The organism is Aequorivita sp. 609 (assembly GCF_014212065.1).
Lineage (GTDB): Bacteria > Bacteroidota > Bacteroidia > Flavobacteriales > Flavobacteriaceae > Aequorivita > Aequorivita sinensis.
The window spans coordinates 380271-395815 of sequence record NZ_JACJVM010000034.1; the positions used below are offsets into that span (position 1 = coordinate 380271).

The 15545-nt window shown below is 35.0% G+C and carries 16 protein-coding genes; 13 read left to right on the plus strand and 3 right to left on the minus strand.

All coding sequences use genetic code 11. From position 1 onward, the window contains the following. Positions 1-8 precede the first annotated feature (8 nt). Entirely contained in the window at positions 9-1319 is a 1311-nt protein-coding gene (locus tag H4O20_RS11150; RefSeq protein ID WP_185099292.1) for a phenylacetate--CoA ligase family protein, read from the minus strand. A gap of 186 nt (positions 1320-1505) precedes the next feature. Between H4O20_RS11150 and purD the strand changes: the two genes are divergently transcribed. Next, positions 1506-2777, plus strand: a complete 1272-nt coding sequence (gene purD, locus H4O20_RS11155; RefSeq protein WP_139854205.1) for a phosphoribosylamine--glycine ligase — start codon at positions 1506-1508, stop codon at positions 2775-2777. 41 nt (positions 2778-2818) lie between these two features. Here the strand turns inward: purD and H4O20_RS11160 are convergent, their stop codons facing one another. Continuing rightward, a complete protein-coding gene (locus H4O20_RS11160; protein ID WP_306785648.1) occupies positions 2819-3046 on the minus strand; it encodes a uracil phosphoribosyltransferase in 228 nt (75 codons plus the stop codon). A 40-nt stretch (positions 3047-3086) separates the two neighbouring features. On the opposite strand from H4O20_RS11160, the gene H4O20_RS11165 reads away from it, so the two are divergent. From H4O20_RS11165 to H4O20_RS11175, 3 genes are all read left to right on the plus strand, one after another. Further along, positions 3087-4040, plus strand: coding sequence for a DUF6427 family protein (locus H4O20_RS11165; RefSeq protein WP_139854206.1), 954 nt, complete (start codon positions 3087-3089; stop codon positions 4038-4040). 314 nt (positions 4041-4354) lie between these two features. After that, on the plus strand, positions 4355-4963 hold the full coding sequence (locus H4O20_RS11170) for a DUF4254 domain-containing protein (RefSeq protein WP_139854207.1): 609 nt from the start codon (positions 4355-4357) through the stop codon (positions 4961-4963). Between the two features lie 54 nt (positions 4964-5017). Then, positions 5018-6055: a glycosyltransferase family 9 protein gene (locus tag H4O20_RS11175; protein ID WP_185099293.1), complete on the plus strand. Its 1038-nt coding sequence runs from the start codon at positions 5018-5020 to the stop codon at positions 6053-6055. A 191-nt stretch (positions 6056-6246) separates the two neighbouring features. On the opposite strand, the gene H4O20_RS11180 is transcribed toward H4O20_RS11175, so the two are convergent. Next, positions 6247-7287 carry a ferredoxin--NADP reductase gene (locus H4O20_RS11180; protein WP_139854211.1) on the minus strand — a complete coding sequence of 347 codons (1041 nt, stop codon included), beginning with the start codon at positions 7285-7287 and terminating at the stop codon, positions 6247-6249. A 191-nt stretch (positions 7288-7478) separates the two neighbouring features. Between H4O20_RS11180 and H4O20_RS11185 the strand changes: the two genes are divergently transcribed. From H4O20_RS11185 to atpA, 9 genes are all read left to right on the plus strand, one after another. After that, a complete protein-coding gene (locus H4O20_RS11185; RefSeq protein ID WP_185099294.1) occupies positions 7479-10022 on the plus strand; it encodes a hypothetical protein in 2544 nt (847 codons plus the stop codon). A 51-nt stretch (positions 10023-10073) separates the two neighbouring features. Then, positions 10074-10544 (plus strand): polymer-forming cytoskeletal protein, encoded by a 471-nt coding sequence (locus tag H4O20_RS11190; protein WP_185099295.1) that lies wholly within the window; start codon positions 10074-10076, stop codon positions 10542-10544. Between the two features lie 15 nt (positions 10545-10559). Continuing rightward, positions 10560-10769 carry an AtpZ/AtpI family protein gene (locus tag H4O20_RS11195; protein ID WP_139854214.1) on the plus strand — a complete coding sequence of 70 codons (210 nt, stop codon included), beginning with the start codon at positions 10560-10562 and terminating at the stop codon, positions 10767-10769. Continuing rightward, positions 10770-11165, plus strand: a complete 396-nt coding sequence (locus H4O20_RS11200; RefSeq protein ID WP_139854215.1) for a DUF6168 family protein — start codon at positions 10770-10772, stop codon at positions 11163-11165. It begins immediately after the preceding gene. 92 nt (positions 11166-11257) lie between these two features. Beyond that, a complete protein-coding gene (atpB, locus tag H4O20_RS11205) occupies positions 11258-12448 on the plus strand; it encodes a F0F1 ATP synthase subunit A (RefSeq protein WP_139854216.1) in 1191 nt (396 codons plus the stop codon). Positions 12449-12498: 50 nt separating this feature from the next. After that, complete coding sequence (gene atpE, locus H4O20_RS11210; protein ID WP_179951766.1) at positions 12499-12699, plus strand: ATP synthase F0 subunit C; 201 nt, start codon at positions 12499-12501, stop codon at positions 12697-12699. Between the two features lie 104 nt (positions 12700-12803). After that, positions 12804-13304 (plus strand): F0F1 ATP synthase subunit B, encoded by a 501-nt coding sequence (locus H4O20_RS11215; protein ID WP_139854217.1) that lies wholly within the window; start codon positions 12804-12806, stop codon positions 13302-13304. A gap of 6 nt (positions 13305-13310) precedes the next feature. Further along, a complete protein-coding gene (atpH, locus tag H4O20_RS11220) occupies positions 13311-13847 on the plus strand; it encodes an ATP synthase F1 subunit delta (protein ID WP_139854218.1) in 537 nt (178 codons plus the stop codon). 68 nt (positions 13848-13915) lie between these two features. Continuing rightward, positions 13916-15496 carry a F0F1 ATP synthase subunit alpha gene (gene atpA / locus H4O20_RS11225; RefSeq protein WP_139854219.1) on the plus strand — a complete coding sequence of 527 codons (1581 nt, stop codon included), beginning with the start codon at positions 13916-13918 and terminating at the stop codon, positions 15494-15496. Positions 15497-15545: the final 49 nt, after the last annotated feature.

The window sequence follows — 15545 nt, forward strand, 5'->3', positions numbered from 1 at the left end:
CAGAATAATTATTGTTTAACCATGGAAACGAATTGTTTTAGTTTGCCGCTTTTACTCCGTTTTAATGATTTTTCTCTTTCAAAAACAATCGTAAGGTCATTTTCCAAGTATTTAATTATGGCTTTCTCTATTTTAATCTTCTCCTTCGGAAAGAGTTCTCTGTTAGACACATATTTAATTTTAAACGTATCTATCTTGGTTTGTTCAATCATAAACTCTTTTACATTTCCGTTATCAGAAACAATACTCTTAGTTACGTAATAAAATGTAAGTCCTGCTAAAGTTTTACCGCTTGGTAATGTAATTAAATCATTTGTACGTCCAATCAATTTTTCTAAAATTGGCTTTTTGTAAGTACTTGCTTTTGATAATATTCCGATATCTCCAATATCATAGCGAATCATTGGTTGAGCCTTATTATATAATGATGTAATTACAATACGTCCTGAACTCCCATAGGGAACAGTTTGGTTGTTTTCATCTAATATTTCAACCAAAAGTGTTTCGCTATTAACAATAAATTCATCTTGGTAATCTGTAAAAGCAATTAAGTCTAATTCAGATGCGCCATATTCATTTATAACAGGCACTCCAAAAGTTGCTTCCATTAATGCTTTGTCATCATTAAAAAGCATTTCACTAGTGACAATACAATATTCTAAAGTTGGACAAACTTGATTGAGAATAATATTTTTCCCTTTTAGGAATTTCGCAAAAAGTACGATTGAACTTGTATAGCCATTTATATAATTAAACTTCTTGGTTTCGAATTTGTTTAAAACTTCATTTAACTTTTCTTCTGATAGGTCAAAAACTGGAAATCTATAGCGATTGCTAAAATAATCTTTAATTCTTTCCTTATAATATCCTTTAGGATTTAAAGGAATTCCATAAAAACGAGCTTGTAATGAAGAATTAAAGTCAATTCCCAAACTCCCAAAACTATCGATAATTTTTGCCCAAGTTAAAGCGTGACAAAACTTGTCTTTGGCAAAAACAAAAGGAGTTCCACTAGATCCAGATGTTTTATTAATGTAAATATTTTTTTGATTAAATCCTTTTGAAAGGCGGTTTTCCAATGGTTGTTGAAGGTCGCTTTTTGTCATTACGGGGATATCTTCCCAACTATAATTTTTAGAGCCTATTAATTTTCTGTAAAAAGGATTGTTTTGAATATGATATGTAACTATTTTTTCTCGAGCATTAATAATATAATTTTCATATTTATTTTCTGGAATTTGCTGAATTTCTTTAAGCAAAGATTTTGCTTTAGAAATTGGAAAGCCATTTAACTTCAATGTGTTTTCAAACAAATTCATTTTGTAAATATTAGAGCCTCAATTTACAAATATACTGAAACCCTTATCCTCATTTTTTTAGAATAAAAATACAATCGATAAACCTGAGAAAAGAAATACATACAAATGTGGTAGGTTTTATCAGCTATTGCCTTGTTTTAGCTTTAAAATGATTTATTTTTGATGCCGAAATAAATTTTTTCAATTATGAATATTCTAATCCTTGGTTCTGGCGGTCGCGAACATACATTTGCTTACAAAATAGCACAGAGCTCTCGTTGTTCAAATCTTTTTGTTGCACCTGGAAATGCAGGTACAGCGTCAATTGCAACAAATGTAGCAATAAATGTAACCGATTTTGAAGCCATAAAAAATTATGTTGTTGAAAACAATATCGAAATGGTTGTGGTAGGTCCAGAAGATCCGTTAGTACAAGGAATAGCCGATTACTTTGCTGAAACTTCAGAGCTGAAGAACGTTATGCTTATAGGGCCTTCTAAGCGTGGCGCTTTGTTGGAAGGAAGTAAACAGCGCGCAAAAGAGTTTATGATGCAGCACAACATCCCTACGGCAGCTTACGAGAGCTTTACTGTAGAATCCCTAGAGGCTGGAAAAACATTTTTAGAACAATTAAACCCTCCTTATGTTTTAAAAGCTGATGGATTGGCAGCAGGAAAAGGTGTTTTAATTCTTAACGATTTAGACGAAGCAAAGCAAGAGCTTGAGAATATGCTAACCCATAGTAAGTTTGGTGAAGCTAGCTCTAAAGTTGTTATTGAAGAGTTTTTAGATGGAATTGAACTAAGCGTTTTTGTATTAACAGATGGCAAAAATTATAAAGTTCTGCCTACAGCAAAAGATTACAAGCGTATAGGCGAAGGTGACACAGGCTTAAATACAGGGGGAATGGGAGCAATCTCTCCAGTGCCATTTGTAGATGAGGAGTTGATGAAAAAAATAGAAGATCGCATTGTAAAACCAACGGTTAATGGTCTAAGCGAAGAAAACATAGACTATAAAGGCTTTGTTTTTATCGGGTTAATTAAGGTAAATAACGAACCGTATGTAATAGAATACAACGTTAGAATGGGAGACCCTGAAACTGAAGTTGTTCTTCCGCGAATTAAAACAGATCTTGTAGATGTATTGGAAGCTACTTATCGTCAAAAGCTTGATACTATCGATATTGAAATAGATGAAAGAGCGGCTACAACTGTGATGCTTGTTTCGGGTGGATATCCAGAAGATTATGAGAAAGGTAAAGAAATTTCAGGATTGGAAAATATAGAAGACTCAATCGTATTTCACGCTGGAACTAAATCTGAAGCAGGAAAAGTACTTACTAATGGAGGACGTGTAATAGCAATTACTTCAATGGATAATGACTTCAGAAAAGCGCTAAAAAAATCCTATCAAAACATAGATAAACTAAGTTTCGATAGGATGAATTATCGTAGAGATATTGGGTTTGATCTTTAATCCAATATCTCTAAAAATATTGGATTAAAAATAAACCTCAATTATACTGTTTCCTCGTAAGTATGTGTGTCTTCAGTATTTTCGTCGTATTTTTTCAATTGAAGTAACCAGTATACAAAAGCTACCGAACCAATTACAAGAAATATCCAAGACATAATATTAGCGCCCCACCAAGTTTGTAATTCAAAGTCACGCATACCATCTAGTGGATTCAATAAAACGGTTTCAAAAAAGGAAGCAATTCCTTCCCAAATATCTTTCAAGGCCATATCTTTAAACTTTTAGAAAGCAAAAATATAAAAAAACCCTATGTTAACAAGCTTTTTCGGGAAATCTAATCCTATAAACTATTTAATACTCTCTGTGTTTATTGTATTTGGATATTTATTGGGTTTATTTTCTGAGTCGAATATAGACTTAAGCTCTACTTCGCTATTTAAGCATTCCTTATTTATAGCATTAAGTGTGTTTAGTTTGCTATTGTTTGATTTTATCATCCGAAAAAATCACCTCACAAAAAACAACACTTTCGCAATTTTGTTTTTCTCGTGCTTTATGGTGATGCTTCCTGTTGTTTTTCTTAATCACGAAATACTCCTTGCAAATTTGTTAATCCTATTAGCATTACGCAGGATAATGAGTCTTCGAAGTGATACTAATTCTGAAAAGAAAATTCTAGACTCAAGTTTTTGGATTACAGCAGCATCCCTGTACTACTTTTGGAGCCTTCTGTTTATTGTTCCTTTATATATAGCGATTATCCAAAAACCAAACACCAATTATAAGCAAATGCTTATTCCTTTTATTGGCTTTTTTGCAGTCGTAATTTTGAATACTACCTATCAATTGCTAACAAACGATTCATTTGCTTGGTTTTTTAGCTGGAGGGATGAAATAAGTTTAGACTTTTCAAATTACAATTCGGCATCTATATTAGTACCAGTAACGGTATTACTAGCTTTCTATATATGGGCAGGGATTTCTAGAACAGCTAAAATTGCGAGTATACCTTCTAAAAGTAAACCGAATTATCTGTTGCTGTTTTACGTGAGTATGGTGAGTATTGTGGTAGCACTTTTAGGTCCAGAAAAAACAGGAGCTGAAGTTTTATTTATAATGGCTCCACTCTCTATAATAGCAGCCAATTATATCGAAAATTTTGGCGCAAAAGGTTTTGTGAAAGAAGACGTTATCGAATATAGATTTAAGGAAACCCTGCTTTGGATGGTTGTTTTATTACCCTTCGTATTTATGTTTTTATAATAGCCAGTTGTACAATAAATACTGAAAGTGATATTCGTTTATTCGTCATAACAAGATAGGAAGCTAAACATCATTTTCTAAATCCTAAGGCAAAATTTGATACATTTGTATTTTAAGCAAAAACCTGTGATGGTATCTATATAGGTTCCGCCTAATAAGCTCGGTGTCTGAGCTTATTTGAAGATATTAACCTGTACTCTGGCAGCGTTTTTAGCATTATCCTGCAAGGTCTTTAAAGCCTTTTAGGTAATAATTAAGTTAAGTAACAATAATAAACCTACAAGGTTCGAAAAACCTTAGATAAATAAAAAAATATGTTTTCAGACAAAGCCAATAAAATCTTCGCAGAAGTTATAAATAAATACCACGAAGTAAACACTGTAGATCAACCTTTCAGTAATCCTTACGATAAAGACAGTCAGTTACTGGAACATCTATTATATCGCAAATGTTGGATAGACACTGTTCAATGGCATTATGAAGACATCATCCGCGATCCAAATATCGATCCTGTTGCTGCGCTTAAATTAAAGCGTCAGATAGATGCTTCTAATCAAGATAGAACCGATATGGTTGAATATATCGACAGCTATTTCCTAGAAAAATATAAGGACGTAAAGGTAAACGTCGATGCTACTATTAACACCGAAAGTCCTGCTTGGGGTGTCGATCGTCTTTCAATTTTAGCATTGAAAGTTTACCATATGAATGAAGAAGCTGAGCGTGAAGATGCATCACAAGAACATCAAATGGCTTGTAAAGCAAAATTGAATGTGCTGTTGGAGCAGCGTGTGGATTTAAGCACTGCGATTAACCAATTGCTAGACGATATTGCTAATGGTAGAAAGTATATGAAAGTGTACAAACAAATGAAAATGTACAACGACGATGAACTAAATCCAGTTCTTCGCGGAAAGAAATAATTTAACAATCAACCCTAATAGGTTTTAATAACTCGTTAGGGTTTCTTTATTCCCATGGCTAAAAACCCAAAACATATATTAGTAATTCGCCTATCTGCAATGGGCGATGTAGCTATGACGGTGCCTGTCCTTCGGGTTTTCAGTCAAACCCATCCCGATATAAAGCTTACAGTAGCATCACGACCGCATTTTAAACCTTTTTTTGAGGGGATACCAAATTTAGAATTTCTTGAGGCAGACGTTTACGGCGAACATAAAAACTTGGGGTTAATTAAGCTTGCTAAAAAAGCAAAAGCCAATGGGGTCGAGGTTGTGGCAGATTTACACAATGTTATACGCTCTAAAATAATCACTAAGTATCTGATTTTTAAATGGATTAAATCGGTTAAGATTGATAAGGGCAGAGCAGAGAAAAAAGCATTGGTTAACGCTAAAGGGAAAAGTATTTCGCAATTAAAAACAACGCATCAACGTTATGCCGATGTTTTTGAAAAACTTGGCTTTCCGTTAGATTTAAGTCAGTATGTAGCGCCACCTAAAAAGCAACTAACCCCTAAGCTCAACGGCTTAATTGGTGTAGAGCAAAAAAAACTGATTGGCATTGCACCTTTCGCGGCTCACGACGGAAAAATGTATCCTTTAAGCTTAATGACTGAAGTTATTCAAGAGCTAGATGAAACCAATAAATACCGTATCTTTCTTTTTGGCGGAGGAAAGAAGGAAATTGAACAACTTAAAAAGCTTGAAAATCCTTTCGCTAATGTAACTAACGTAGCTGGAAAATTAAGCTTTGAAGAAGAGTTAGCTCTAATTTCAAATTTAGACTTAATGCTTTCTATGGACAGTGGTAATGGTCATTTGGCGGCAATGTATGGCATTCCAGTAATTACGCTTTGGGGCGTTACACATCCGTATGCTGGTTTTGTGCCTTTTGGCCAGCCAGAAAGCAATCAATTACTTGCTGACCGAAAAAAATTTCCTTTAATTCCAACTTCTATTTATGGAAATAAATTTCCGAAAGGGTATGAAGATGCAATAAAGACTATTGCACCGCAAACTGTTGTCATTAAAATTGTTGAGGTACTGGAATAGCTTATTTTATTTAAATTCCACGAATGGTTCCTTTACTTCGGCTTGTGTATTTCTTCACTGTGCAATGATTTTTTGACAGTAGTTGAGGCTTTAAGTTTCAGTGATCTTTTGATTTTAAAAAATAAAGTCTTTAGCCCTATCTTCTCGCTTTTTTTTGGAATTTGGGATTTCAAAATTTGGGATTTCAAGCTTTAAACATCATCATAATCTACAACAATCTTAGCTGTTGTAGGATGTGCTTGGCAAGTTAAGATTAAACCTTCTGCAATTTCAGAATCGGTAAGGATTTGATTTTTACGCATTTCGGCTTTTCCTTCTTTTAAGCGAGCGATACAGGTACTGCAAATTCCTCCTTGACAAGAATATGGGGGATCTAAGCCTTCGTCTAATGCCGCTTCAAGAATAGATTTCGTTTGTGGCATAACAAAGGTTTCTTCCTCATCATCAAGCATAACTACCACGCTAGTATTACCGTCATGTGCTTCTACTAAAAGTCCTTTTTCTGCAGTTGAAAACAGTTCGTGGTGGATTTGTTTTGAATTTACTCCGTTGTGTTTCAATGTAGCCGAAACCTCGTCAATCATTTCTTCAGGACCACACAAATAATAGGCTTCGTGTATATCTTCCCCATATTTATTTTTCAAGAAATAATTTGTGATAGATCGGTCTATTCTTCCAAATCTAGCACCTTCTTCTTCTTTTCTACTGAAAACAAATTCAACATAAAATCTATCCGGATATTGGTCTTTAAGCGCTACTATTTCATCGTAAAACATTGTTTCTTCTACGGTTTTATTGCCATAAATAAGTAAGAAAGTGCTTTGAGGCATTTCTTCCATAGTAGATTTTATAAGCGATAACACTGGGGTTATCCCACTTCCAGCAGCAAAAGCAACATAGTTTTTAATATTTGGCTCCAAAGTAAATTTACCTGTTGGTGGCATTACTTGCAAAGTGTCGCCAGCTTTTAAAACTGAATTTGCATATTGTGAAAATAGTCCGTTTTCAACTTTTTTAACCCCAACCTTTAGTGTTCCACTTTTTGGGGAAGAACATATGGAATAAGCGCGGCGTATCTCTTTGCCATCGGCTAGGTATTTGATTGTAATATATTGTCCAGCTTTAAAAGAAAATGTACCTTTCAAATTATCTGGAATTTGAAAACTAATTGAAACTGAATTTGGAGTTTCTTTTTTTACCTCAGAAACGGTAAGCGCGTGAAATTCGCTCATAATCGTAATTTTTTTTGCAAAAGTACAAATGATATCAGTTAAATAAAGTTTCAACCACTTTAAAGTGATGTATTTTTTCAGGGTTTCATTAAGCAGATAATAAAAAGAAACGTATTTTTACCGCTCTTTAGCGATTCTACATACTAAAAAAGAACCTTTTAAGTTAGAATACCATAAAAACTGAAATCATTTTGAAAGGCACTTATAAAATTACATTATTCACTCTAGCTGTAATATTTTTTGCAGCTTGTTCACGTAAAAAGAACACTTTTATAAACCGTAATGTTCACGCGGTTACTGCTGAGTTCAACACCTTGTACAATGGAGATTTAGCGTTTACCGATGGTAAGAACAGACTTGCAGCAGGTTATCGCGATAACTTTTGGGAGATCTTACCGGTAGAACGTATCGAAATTAAGGAAGCTGAAATTAAAGCCCCAGGGAAAAATAACAGTGGCGATTTTAATAGAGCAGAAGAAAAAGCTGCCAAGGCAATCCAAAAACACTCGATGTATATCGATGGCCGTGAGCATAACCCACAGATAGATGAGGCTTATATTCTTTTAGGAAAAGCACGTTACTACGACGGACGTTTTGTTCCTGCACTAGATGCTTTCAACTTTATCTTAGACCGTTACCCTACTAGTAACAGCATTAATATTGCTAAAGTTTGGAAGGCAAAGACGAATATTCGTTTAAAAAACGAAGAGTACGCAATCGAGAACCTAAAAAGAATGTTCCGAGATGACGATCTTAATGAAGAAGAATTAGCAGATGGTGCTGCAATGATGGCGCAAGCATTTATCAATCTTGATTCATTAGAGCCAGCGCTAGAGTATATGAAGATGGCTGTAGATAACGTTCAGGATAACGAGCTAAAAGGAAGATACACTTTTATAAAAGGTCAGCTTTACAACCGTTTGCAAGAAAAAGATAGCGCAAATATGGCTTTCGATGAGGTGATTGCAATGAATCGTAAAACTTCTCGTGTTTATATGATTAACGCTTACCTTGAAAAAGGAAAGAATTTCGATTACGAAAGTGGAGACCGTACTGCATTCTTAACACTTTTAAACGACCTAGCAGAAAACCGTGAAAACCGTCCGTTTTTAGATAAAATCTATAATCAATTTGGAGATTATTACCGCAATAGCGATAGTATCGAAAGAGCAGTAGAGTATTACAACAAATCGATTCAAGCGTTTAATCAGGATAGAGTACTACAAGCGGTAAACTACCAAACTCTAGCTGAAATTAATTTTGATGATGCCGAGTACAAAAAAGCAGGAGCGTATTACGATAGTACCCTAACTTTCCTTGAACAAAATAGTCGTCAATGGCGTAGAATCACAAAAAAGCGTGAAAATCTTGACGATGTAATTAAATATGAAGACATCGCTGCGGTAAACGACAGTGTGTTGAGGCTAGTGAAAATGAGCCCAGCAGAACAAGAAGCGTTTTTCGTTACGTATACTACTGCTTTAAAAGAACAAGCTCGACTAGATTCAATTGAAGCTGTAAAAACAGAACAGAGAATTGCCAATAACGAATTTTATAAAAAAGATAATACAGCTGCCGGTCCAAACAAAGGTAGCACCTTCTATTTCTACAACACTTCAACTATAGCATACGGAAAAGGAGAGTTTAGAAAAATTTGGGGTGACAGAAAGCTTGAAGATAACTGGAGACTTTCTAGTAAGAATTCTTCGTTAATTTCTGATGAAGACATTGAAGCTGAGGTTATTCCAATTTCTGAAAACGAAAAGTTTAAGCCAGAAACCTATATTGCTTTAATCCCAACCGATGAAAAAGTAATCGATAGTTTAGCAAAAGATAGAAACTTTGCTTACTACCAATTAGGGCTTATTTATAAGGAGAAATTCAAGGAGTACAACCTTGCAGCAAATAGATTAGAGACATTGCTTACCAACAATCCTGAAGATAGGTTAGTGGTTCCTTCTAAATATAACTTGGTTAAAATTTATGAAGAACTAGATAACGCTTCAGCTGCTGAAAAGTATAAGAATGATATTCTAACAAATCATGCTGATACGCGTTATGCGGAAATATTACGCAATCCAAATTCGCAATTACCAACAGACGAATCTAGCCCAGAATTTAAATACAAGCAATTGTATAAAGAATTTGAAGCTGCAAAATACGCTGAGGTAATTGAAAAATGCGATGAGTATATGATGGTGTATAATGGAAATGACATTGTACCAAAATTTGAATTACTTAAAGCTACAGCTCTGGGGCGTCAGCAAGGTTTTGAAGTGTATAAAAAAGCTTTAAACTTTATTGCGCTTAACTACCCAAGTACAGCAGAAGGGAAACAAGCTCAGCAGATTTACAGCAGTGTGTTGCCTCAATTAGAATTTAAAAACTTCGGAAAAGATGAAGATGCTAAATCTTGGAAGCTAGTTTATAAGTTTGAAAATACTGAGGGCGAAGCTGCTGAAAAATTAAAAGAAAAGTTAGATAAAGCGATAGAAAATCACCGTTATGTTAATATGACTGCTTCTATTGATTACTACAATCCGCAAAGTAAATTTGTAATCGTTCACGGATTAAACACTAAAGGTGGTGCGAAAGGTTTTGCCGAATTATTAGAAGAAAATAAAGAGTATAAGGTGAAGCGTCCGTATTTTGAAATTTCTAGCGATAATTATAAAATCGTACAAATTCATAAAAACTTGGATGATTACTTAAAGCAAGAAGCATCCGCACAATAGTTAATTAGAACCTGAAATTCTATAGTATAATAAATATTAAAACCTAAGTCCATGTTTTCAGAAAAAAAAGCCAAGAAAAATAATGTTGAACCAAGTTCGGCTCAAAACAGAATAAATGAAGGCACAAAACTAAAGGGAGATATCTCTTCAACAGGTTTTTTTAGAATTGATGGTACTATAGAAGGAAATGTGCATACACCTTCAAAGGTGGTTTTAGGTAAAACAGGAGTTATTTTAGGGACACTTAGTTGTGAAAATGCCGATTTAGAAGGAAAGTTTGAAGGAAGTCTTCAAGTTTCAGGAACCTTAACGCTTCGATCTACAGCCTTAGTAGAAGGTGAAATTGTTGTGGGAAAACTATCTGTAGAACCAGGAGCGGTTTTAAATGCATCTTGTGTTATGCTAGATGGTACGCCTAAAGCTGGACTAAACGCTCCGAAGTTACCTGGAGATTCGCAGCCTCGTCTTTTTAACAAACAACAAAAAATTAAGGAAGCGTCTGCTCTTCCAAAATCAGACTAACCCTCTCTTATAGTTATGTCTGCCGATAACAAGAATAATAATAGATGGATTGCCCTTTCGGGTATTGGGATTCAGATGGGGCTTACCATTTTCCTTGGAAATCTATTAGGTAAATGGCTAGACAGCACTTTCGAATTAAACTTTTTAGAGCCTACAATCACTATCTTGGCAATTTTCTTGTCTATTTTTAGTGTAATTAGAGGTGTAAATAAATTAAATAAGTAAATGCTTCAGAAAAAAATACTTCATTACACCTTATTATGTGGATTGGTTTTAGTTGCAGGTTTTGCAATTCACAACTTCATTCTTAACCACTTTAATGTAGAACACCCATTTAATCTTTGGAATATTTACCTATTTCAAGGTATAGCGACGCTTATTCTTTGTGCTTCTTTTGAATTTATTTCACAGAAATCACAGCAATTAAAAGATCAGTTAGGCTTTTTGTATTTAGCAGCAATGGCTATAAAAGTTGGATTATTTTGTCTATTCTTTAATAGTATTCTTTTTTCATCATTAGTGTTGTCAAAAACAGACAGTCTTTCTTTGTTAATTCCAATATTTCTGTTTCTCTTTTTAGAGGTTCTGATTATTGTTAAAATTCTGAATAGAAACAACTAAAATATAAATTTGCAATTGTTGTGGGTATTTTAAATAGAAATTCCCTACTTTTGCCGCCGAATTAGACAGGCATTATTTTTTCAAGAGAAGCAATGAAAACATCAATTTATTCAATTAAATTTTTCGGATTACTACTTACTTGTTTGTTGACTATCAATGTTTTTGCTAATCAGAGCAATGAACAAGCGCAACAAGACGACGGAAGAGTAAGTACTCCGAGTGAAATCGAAGAATATATTCTTCATCACTTAAAAGACTCACATGGTTTTCATTTAGTATCTTATACTAATGATGCAGGTGAACGTGTACATGTTGGATTTCCACTTCCAGTTATCGTTTACGGAAACGATGGCTTTACTACATTTATGTCGTCTGAATTTCACCACGACTCTGAAGGTAAGGTGATTGTAGAGAAAAATGGAAGCCGTTTTGTAAACTACCACAGTAAGATTTATGAGTTGGAGGAAGGTGCAACTGAGCTTGTGTTTGACGAAGCGCATCATCCGGTAAATGCTTCAAAACCTTTAGATTTATCGATTACAAAAAGTGTTTTTGGTATTTTAGTAGTAGGTCTATTAATGTTATGGTGGTTCTCATCATTGGCAAGACAATATAAAAAGAGAAGTATTCCAAAAGGATTTGGTCGTGTATTAGAGCCGTTGGTTATTTATGTAAGAGACGAAATTGCTAGACCAAACATCGGTGAAAAGAAATACAGAAAATTCACAGGATACCTTTTAACCGTGTTCTTTTTCATTTGGATTCTAAACTTAATAGGATTAACTCCACTTGGGTTTAACGTAACGGGACAGATTGCAGTAACTGCAGCACTAGCTGTGTTAACGTTAATCATTTATGTATTTAGTGGTAATAAAGATTTCTGGGGTCACATTTTCTGGATGCCAGGTGTGCCAATTTTAATTCGTCCGATCTTAGCGGTAATCGAATTGGTTGGAACATTAATTATTAAACCATTCTCACTTTTAGTGCGTTTGTTCGCAAACATTTCAGCAGGACATATTATCCTTATGAGTTTAATTGCGATTATGATAAACTTAAAAGCAGATTTAACTCCTGTTGGTTCAACAGCGTTATCTTTTGTTTTATCATTATTCATCTCTGTTATCGAGCTTTTAGTAGCGTTCTTACAGGCTTATATCTTTACTATGCTTTCAGCGTTGTTTATCGGTATGGCTGTTGCGGAACACGATCACGATCATGAGCACGATGCACATGGAAATGAAATTCCAGATGCAGAAGATATAAGAGAGAATTTTATATAGTAGTATAGTAGCGTATTTTTTTTGTTTAATTAATTTATATACATTTTTTTATGGAAACAATGATTCCAAATTTAGTAGGTGCTGGTATTATCGTAATTGGTGCTGGTCTTGGTTTAGGTAAGATTGGTGGAAGCGCAATGGAAGCTATTGCACGTCAGCCAGAAGCTGCCAACAAAATCCAAACAGCGATGATTATTATTGCTGCACTTTTAGAAGGTTTAGCATTCGGTGCACTTTTCTTAGGAAAGTAATCCAAAAAAACCAAAGTTCACTTTCCTGTAACGGTTGGTTACAGGAAGTGAATTTTAAAAGAAAAAATTAATAACAAAAATCTTTACCCCAGGGTAATAATATTATGGAAACATTATTAAACGATTTTTCTCCAGGGCTGTTCATGATGCAAACAGTCTTATTAATAGTGCTTATTTTACTAATGGTAAAATTTGCTTGGAAGCCTATCTTAAATTCATTAAATGAAAGAGAAGAAGGAATTCAAGGAGCACTAGATGCTGCTGAAAAAGCAAAACTTGAAATGGCAAACCTTCAGGCGGACAATGAAAGATTGTTACAGGAGGCACGTACAGAGCGTGAAGCTATGCTAAAAGAAGCTCGTGAGATTAAAACAAAAATGATCTCTGACGCTAAAGAAGAAGCTAAAGAAGAAGCAGATAAAATGATTACTCAAGCTCAAGGAGCTATTGAGAGTGAGAAAAAAGCTGCAATTGCTGAAATGAAAGCAACGGTAGCAACACTATCTTTAGAAATTGCTGAAAAAGTAGTAAAAAGCGAACTTTCAGACAATGGCAAGCAAATGAAGCTTGTAAATGAAATGTTAAGTGACGCAAAATTAAACTAATATTCAATGAGCAGAGCAGCTATACGATACGCGAAAGCAATTTTGCAGAAGGCAAACCAGAACAACACCGAGGCTGTTGTTTTTGGCGATATGCAATCTGTGTATAAAACCATTGAAGGCAGTCGCGAATTGCAAACAGTACTTCAAAGTCCTGTTATAAAAGCCAACGATAAAAAGGAAGCTTTGCTAAAAATATTCAGTGGTCAATCAGAAGCTACACACTCTCTAATTAATGTATTGGTGGATAATAAACGTGCACCATTATTAAGAGCTGTGGCAAAAAGCTATATAGATATTTATAACGACCATCAAGGTGTAAAAGCCGCAACTGTTATAACAGCAGTACCACTTACCTCTGAACTTGAAGCTAATGTAATGGCTAAAGTAAAAGAGTTAACGGGTAGTGATAAAGTAACACTTAAAAGTGAGGTTGATCCCGCAATAATTGGTGGGTTTATCCTTAAGGTTGGCGATATTCAATACAACGCGAGTATCTCAAACCAATTAGGAAATTTAAAAAGAGAATTTTCAAAATCAATATAATTAAAATTTACTGGTGCAGGTTTTTAAGGCCACATTCCTGAAAACTACCACCTAAAACCTAGATAAAAATGGCAGAAGTAAAACCAGCTGAAGTATCAGCAATTTTAAAGCAACAACTTACAGGTTACGAAGCAACTGCTTCCCTGGATGAAGTAGGAACTGTTTTAACCGTAGGTGACGGTATTGTTCGCGCATACGGACTTTCAAACGCCGAATATGGTGAATTGGTGGCTTTTGAAAGTGGTCTTGAAGGTATTGTATTGAACCTTGAAGAGGACAACGTAGGTATCGTACTTTTAGGTCCTTCAAAAGAAGTAAAAGAAGGTTCAACAGTAAAACGTACTCAGCGTATCGCATCGCTTAATGTAGGTGAAGGTATTGTTGGTCGTGTGGTAAACACATTGGGTCAGCCTATCGATGGTAAAGGTCCTATCACTGGTGAAACTTATGAAATGCCTTTGGAGCGTAAAGCACCAGGAGTTATTTATCGTCAGCCGGTTACTGAGCCACTTCAAACAGGTATTAAGTCTATCGATGCAATGATTCCTGTTGGCCGTGGTCAACGTGAGCTTGTAATTGGTGACCGTCAAACTGGTAAATCTACAGTATGTATTGATACCATTTTGAATCAAAAAGAATTTTATGATGCAGGTGAGCCTGTATACTGTATATATGTTGCTGTTGGACAAAAAGCTTCTACTGTTGCAAACATTGCAAACGTACTAGAAGAAAAAGGTGCAATGGCTTATACAACTATTGTTGCGGCAAACGCATCAGATCCTGCTCCAATGCAGGTGTATGCTCCTTTCGCAGGTGCTGCAATTGGTGAGTACTTCCGTGATACTGGTCGTCCAGCCTTGATTGTATTTGATGATTTATCTAAACAAGCGGTAGCATACCGTGAGGTGTCGCTTCTTCTTCGTCGTCCACCAGGACGTGAGGCTTACCCTGGAGACGTTTTCTTCTTGCACTCAAGATTACTTGAGCGTGCAGCAAAAGTTATTGCTGATGACGATATTGCAAAAGAAATGAACGATCTTCCAGATTCATTAAAAGGAATCGTAAAAGGTGGTGGTTCTTTAACTGCTCTTCCAATTATTGAAACACAAGCAGGTGACGTTTCTGCTTATATTCCAACAAACGTTATTTCGATTACAGATGGACAGATTTTCCTTGATGGTGATTTGTTTAACTCTGGTGTTCGTCCAGCTATTAACGTAGGTATTTCGGTATCTCGTGTAGGGGGTAACGCTCAGATTAAATCGATGAAAAAAGTAGCAGGTACATTAAAACTGGATCAAGCAGCTTTCCGTGAATTGGAGGCCTTCGCAAAATTCGGTTCAGACTTAGATGCTGCAACTTTAAATGTAATTGAAAAAGGTAAACGTAACGTAGAGATATTAAAGCAATCTGAAAACGATCCTTACACAGTAGAAGATCAAATTGCAATTATCTATGCAGGTTCTAAAAACTTGATGCGTAACGTACCAGTAGAAAAGGTAAAAGAATTTGAAAGAGATTATCTAGAAATGCTTAACCTAAAGCACAGAGATACTCTAGATGCACTAAAAGCTGGTAAGCTTACAGACGAAGCAATTGACGTAATGGTGTCTGTTGCTAACGACGTGTCTGCGAAATATAAAAAGTAATTCAGAATTATGAATTCGGAATTATGAATTATCAATTTATTCATAATTC

Bases quoted from the DNA above. Each gene is read 5' to 3' on its own strand.
- H4O20_RS11150 (WP_185099292.1), bottom strand. From the start codon at position 1,319: ATGAATTTGTTTGAAAACACATTGAAGTTAAATGGCTTTCCAATTTCT.
- purD (WP_139854205.1), top strand. From the start codon at position 1,506: ATGAATATTCTAATCCTTGGTTCTGGCGGTCGCGAACATACATTTGCT.
- H4O20_RS11160 (WP_306785648.1), bottom strand. From the start codon at position 3,046: ATGGCCTTGAAAGATATTTGGGAAGGAATTGCTTCCTTTTTTGAAACC.
- H4O20_RS11165 (WP_139854206.1), top strand. From the start codon at position 3,087: ATGTTAACAAGCTTTTTCGGGAAATCTAATCCTATAAACTATTTAATA.
- H4O20_RS11170 (WP_139854207.1), top strand. From the start codon at position 4,355: ATGTTTTCAGACAAAGCCAATAAAATCTTCGCAGAAGTTATAAATAAA.
- H4O20_RS11175 (WP_185099293.1), top strand. From the start codon at position 5,018: ATGGCTAAAAACCCAAAACATATATTAGTAATTCGCCTATCTGCAATG.
- H4O20_RS11180 (WP_139854211.1), bottom strand. From the start codon at position 7,287: ATGAGCGAATTTCACGCGCTTACCGTTTCTGAGGTAAAAAAAGAAACT.
- H4O20_RS11190 (WP_185099295.1), top strand. From the start codon at position 10,074: ATGTTTTCAGAAAAAAAAGCCAAGAAAAATAATGTTGAACCAAGTTCG.
- H4O20_RS11195 (WP_139854214.1), top strand. From the start codon at position 10,560: ATGTCTGCCGATAACAAGAATAATAATAGATGGATTGCCCTTTCGGGT.
- H4O20_RS11200 (WP_139854215.1), top strand. From the start codon at position 10,770: ATGCTTCAGAAAAAAATACTTCATTACACCTTATTATGTGGATTGGTT.
- atpB (WP_139854216.1), top strand. From the start codon at position 11,258: ATGAAAACATCAATTTATTCAATTAAATTTTTCGGATTACTACTTACT.
- atpE (WP_179951766.1), top strand. From the start codon at position 12,499: ATGGAAACAATGATTCCAAATTTAGTAGGTGCTGGTATTATCGTAATT.
- H4O20_RS11215 (WP_139854217.1), top strand. From the start codon at position 12,804: ATGGAAACATTATTAAACGATTTTTCTCCAGGGCTGTTCATGATGCAA.
- atpH (WP_139854218.1), top strand. From the start codon at position 13,311: ATGAGCAGAGCAGCTATACGATACGCGAAAGCAATTTTGCAGAAGGCA.
- atpA (WP_139854219.1), top strand. From the start codon at position 13,916: ATGGCAGAAGTAAAACCAGCTGAAGTATCAGCAATTTTAAAGCAACAA.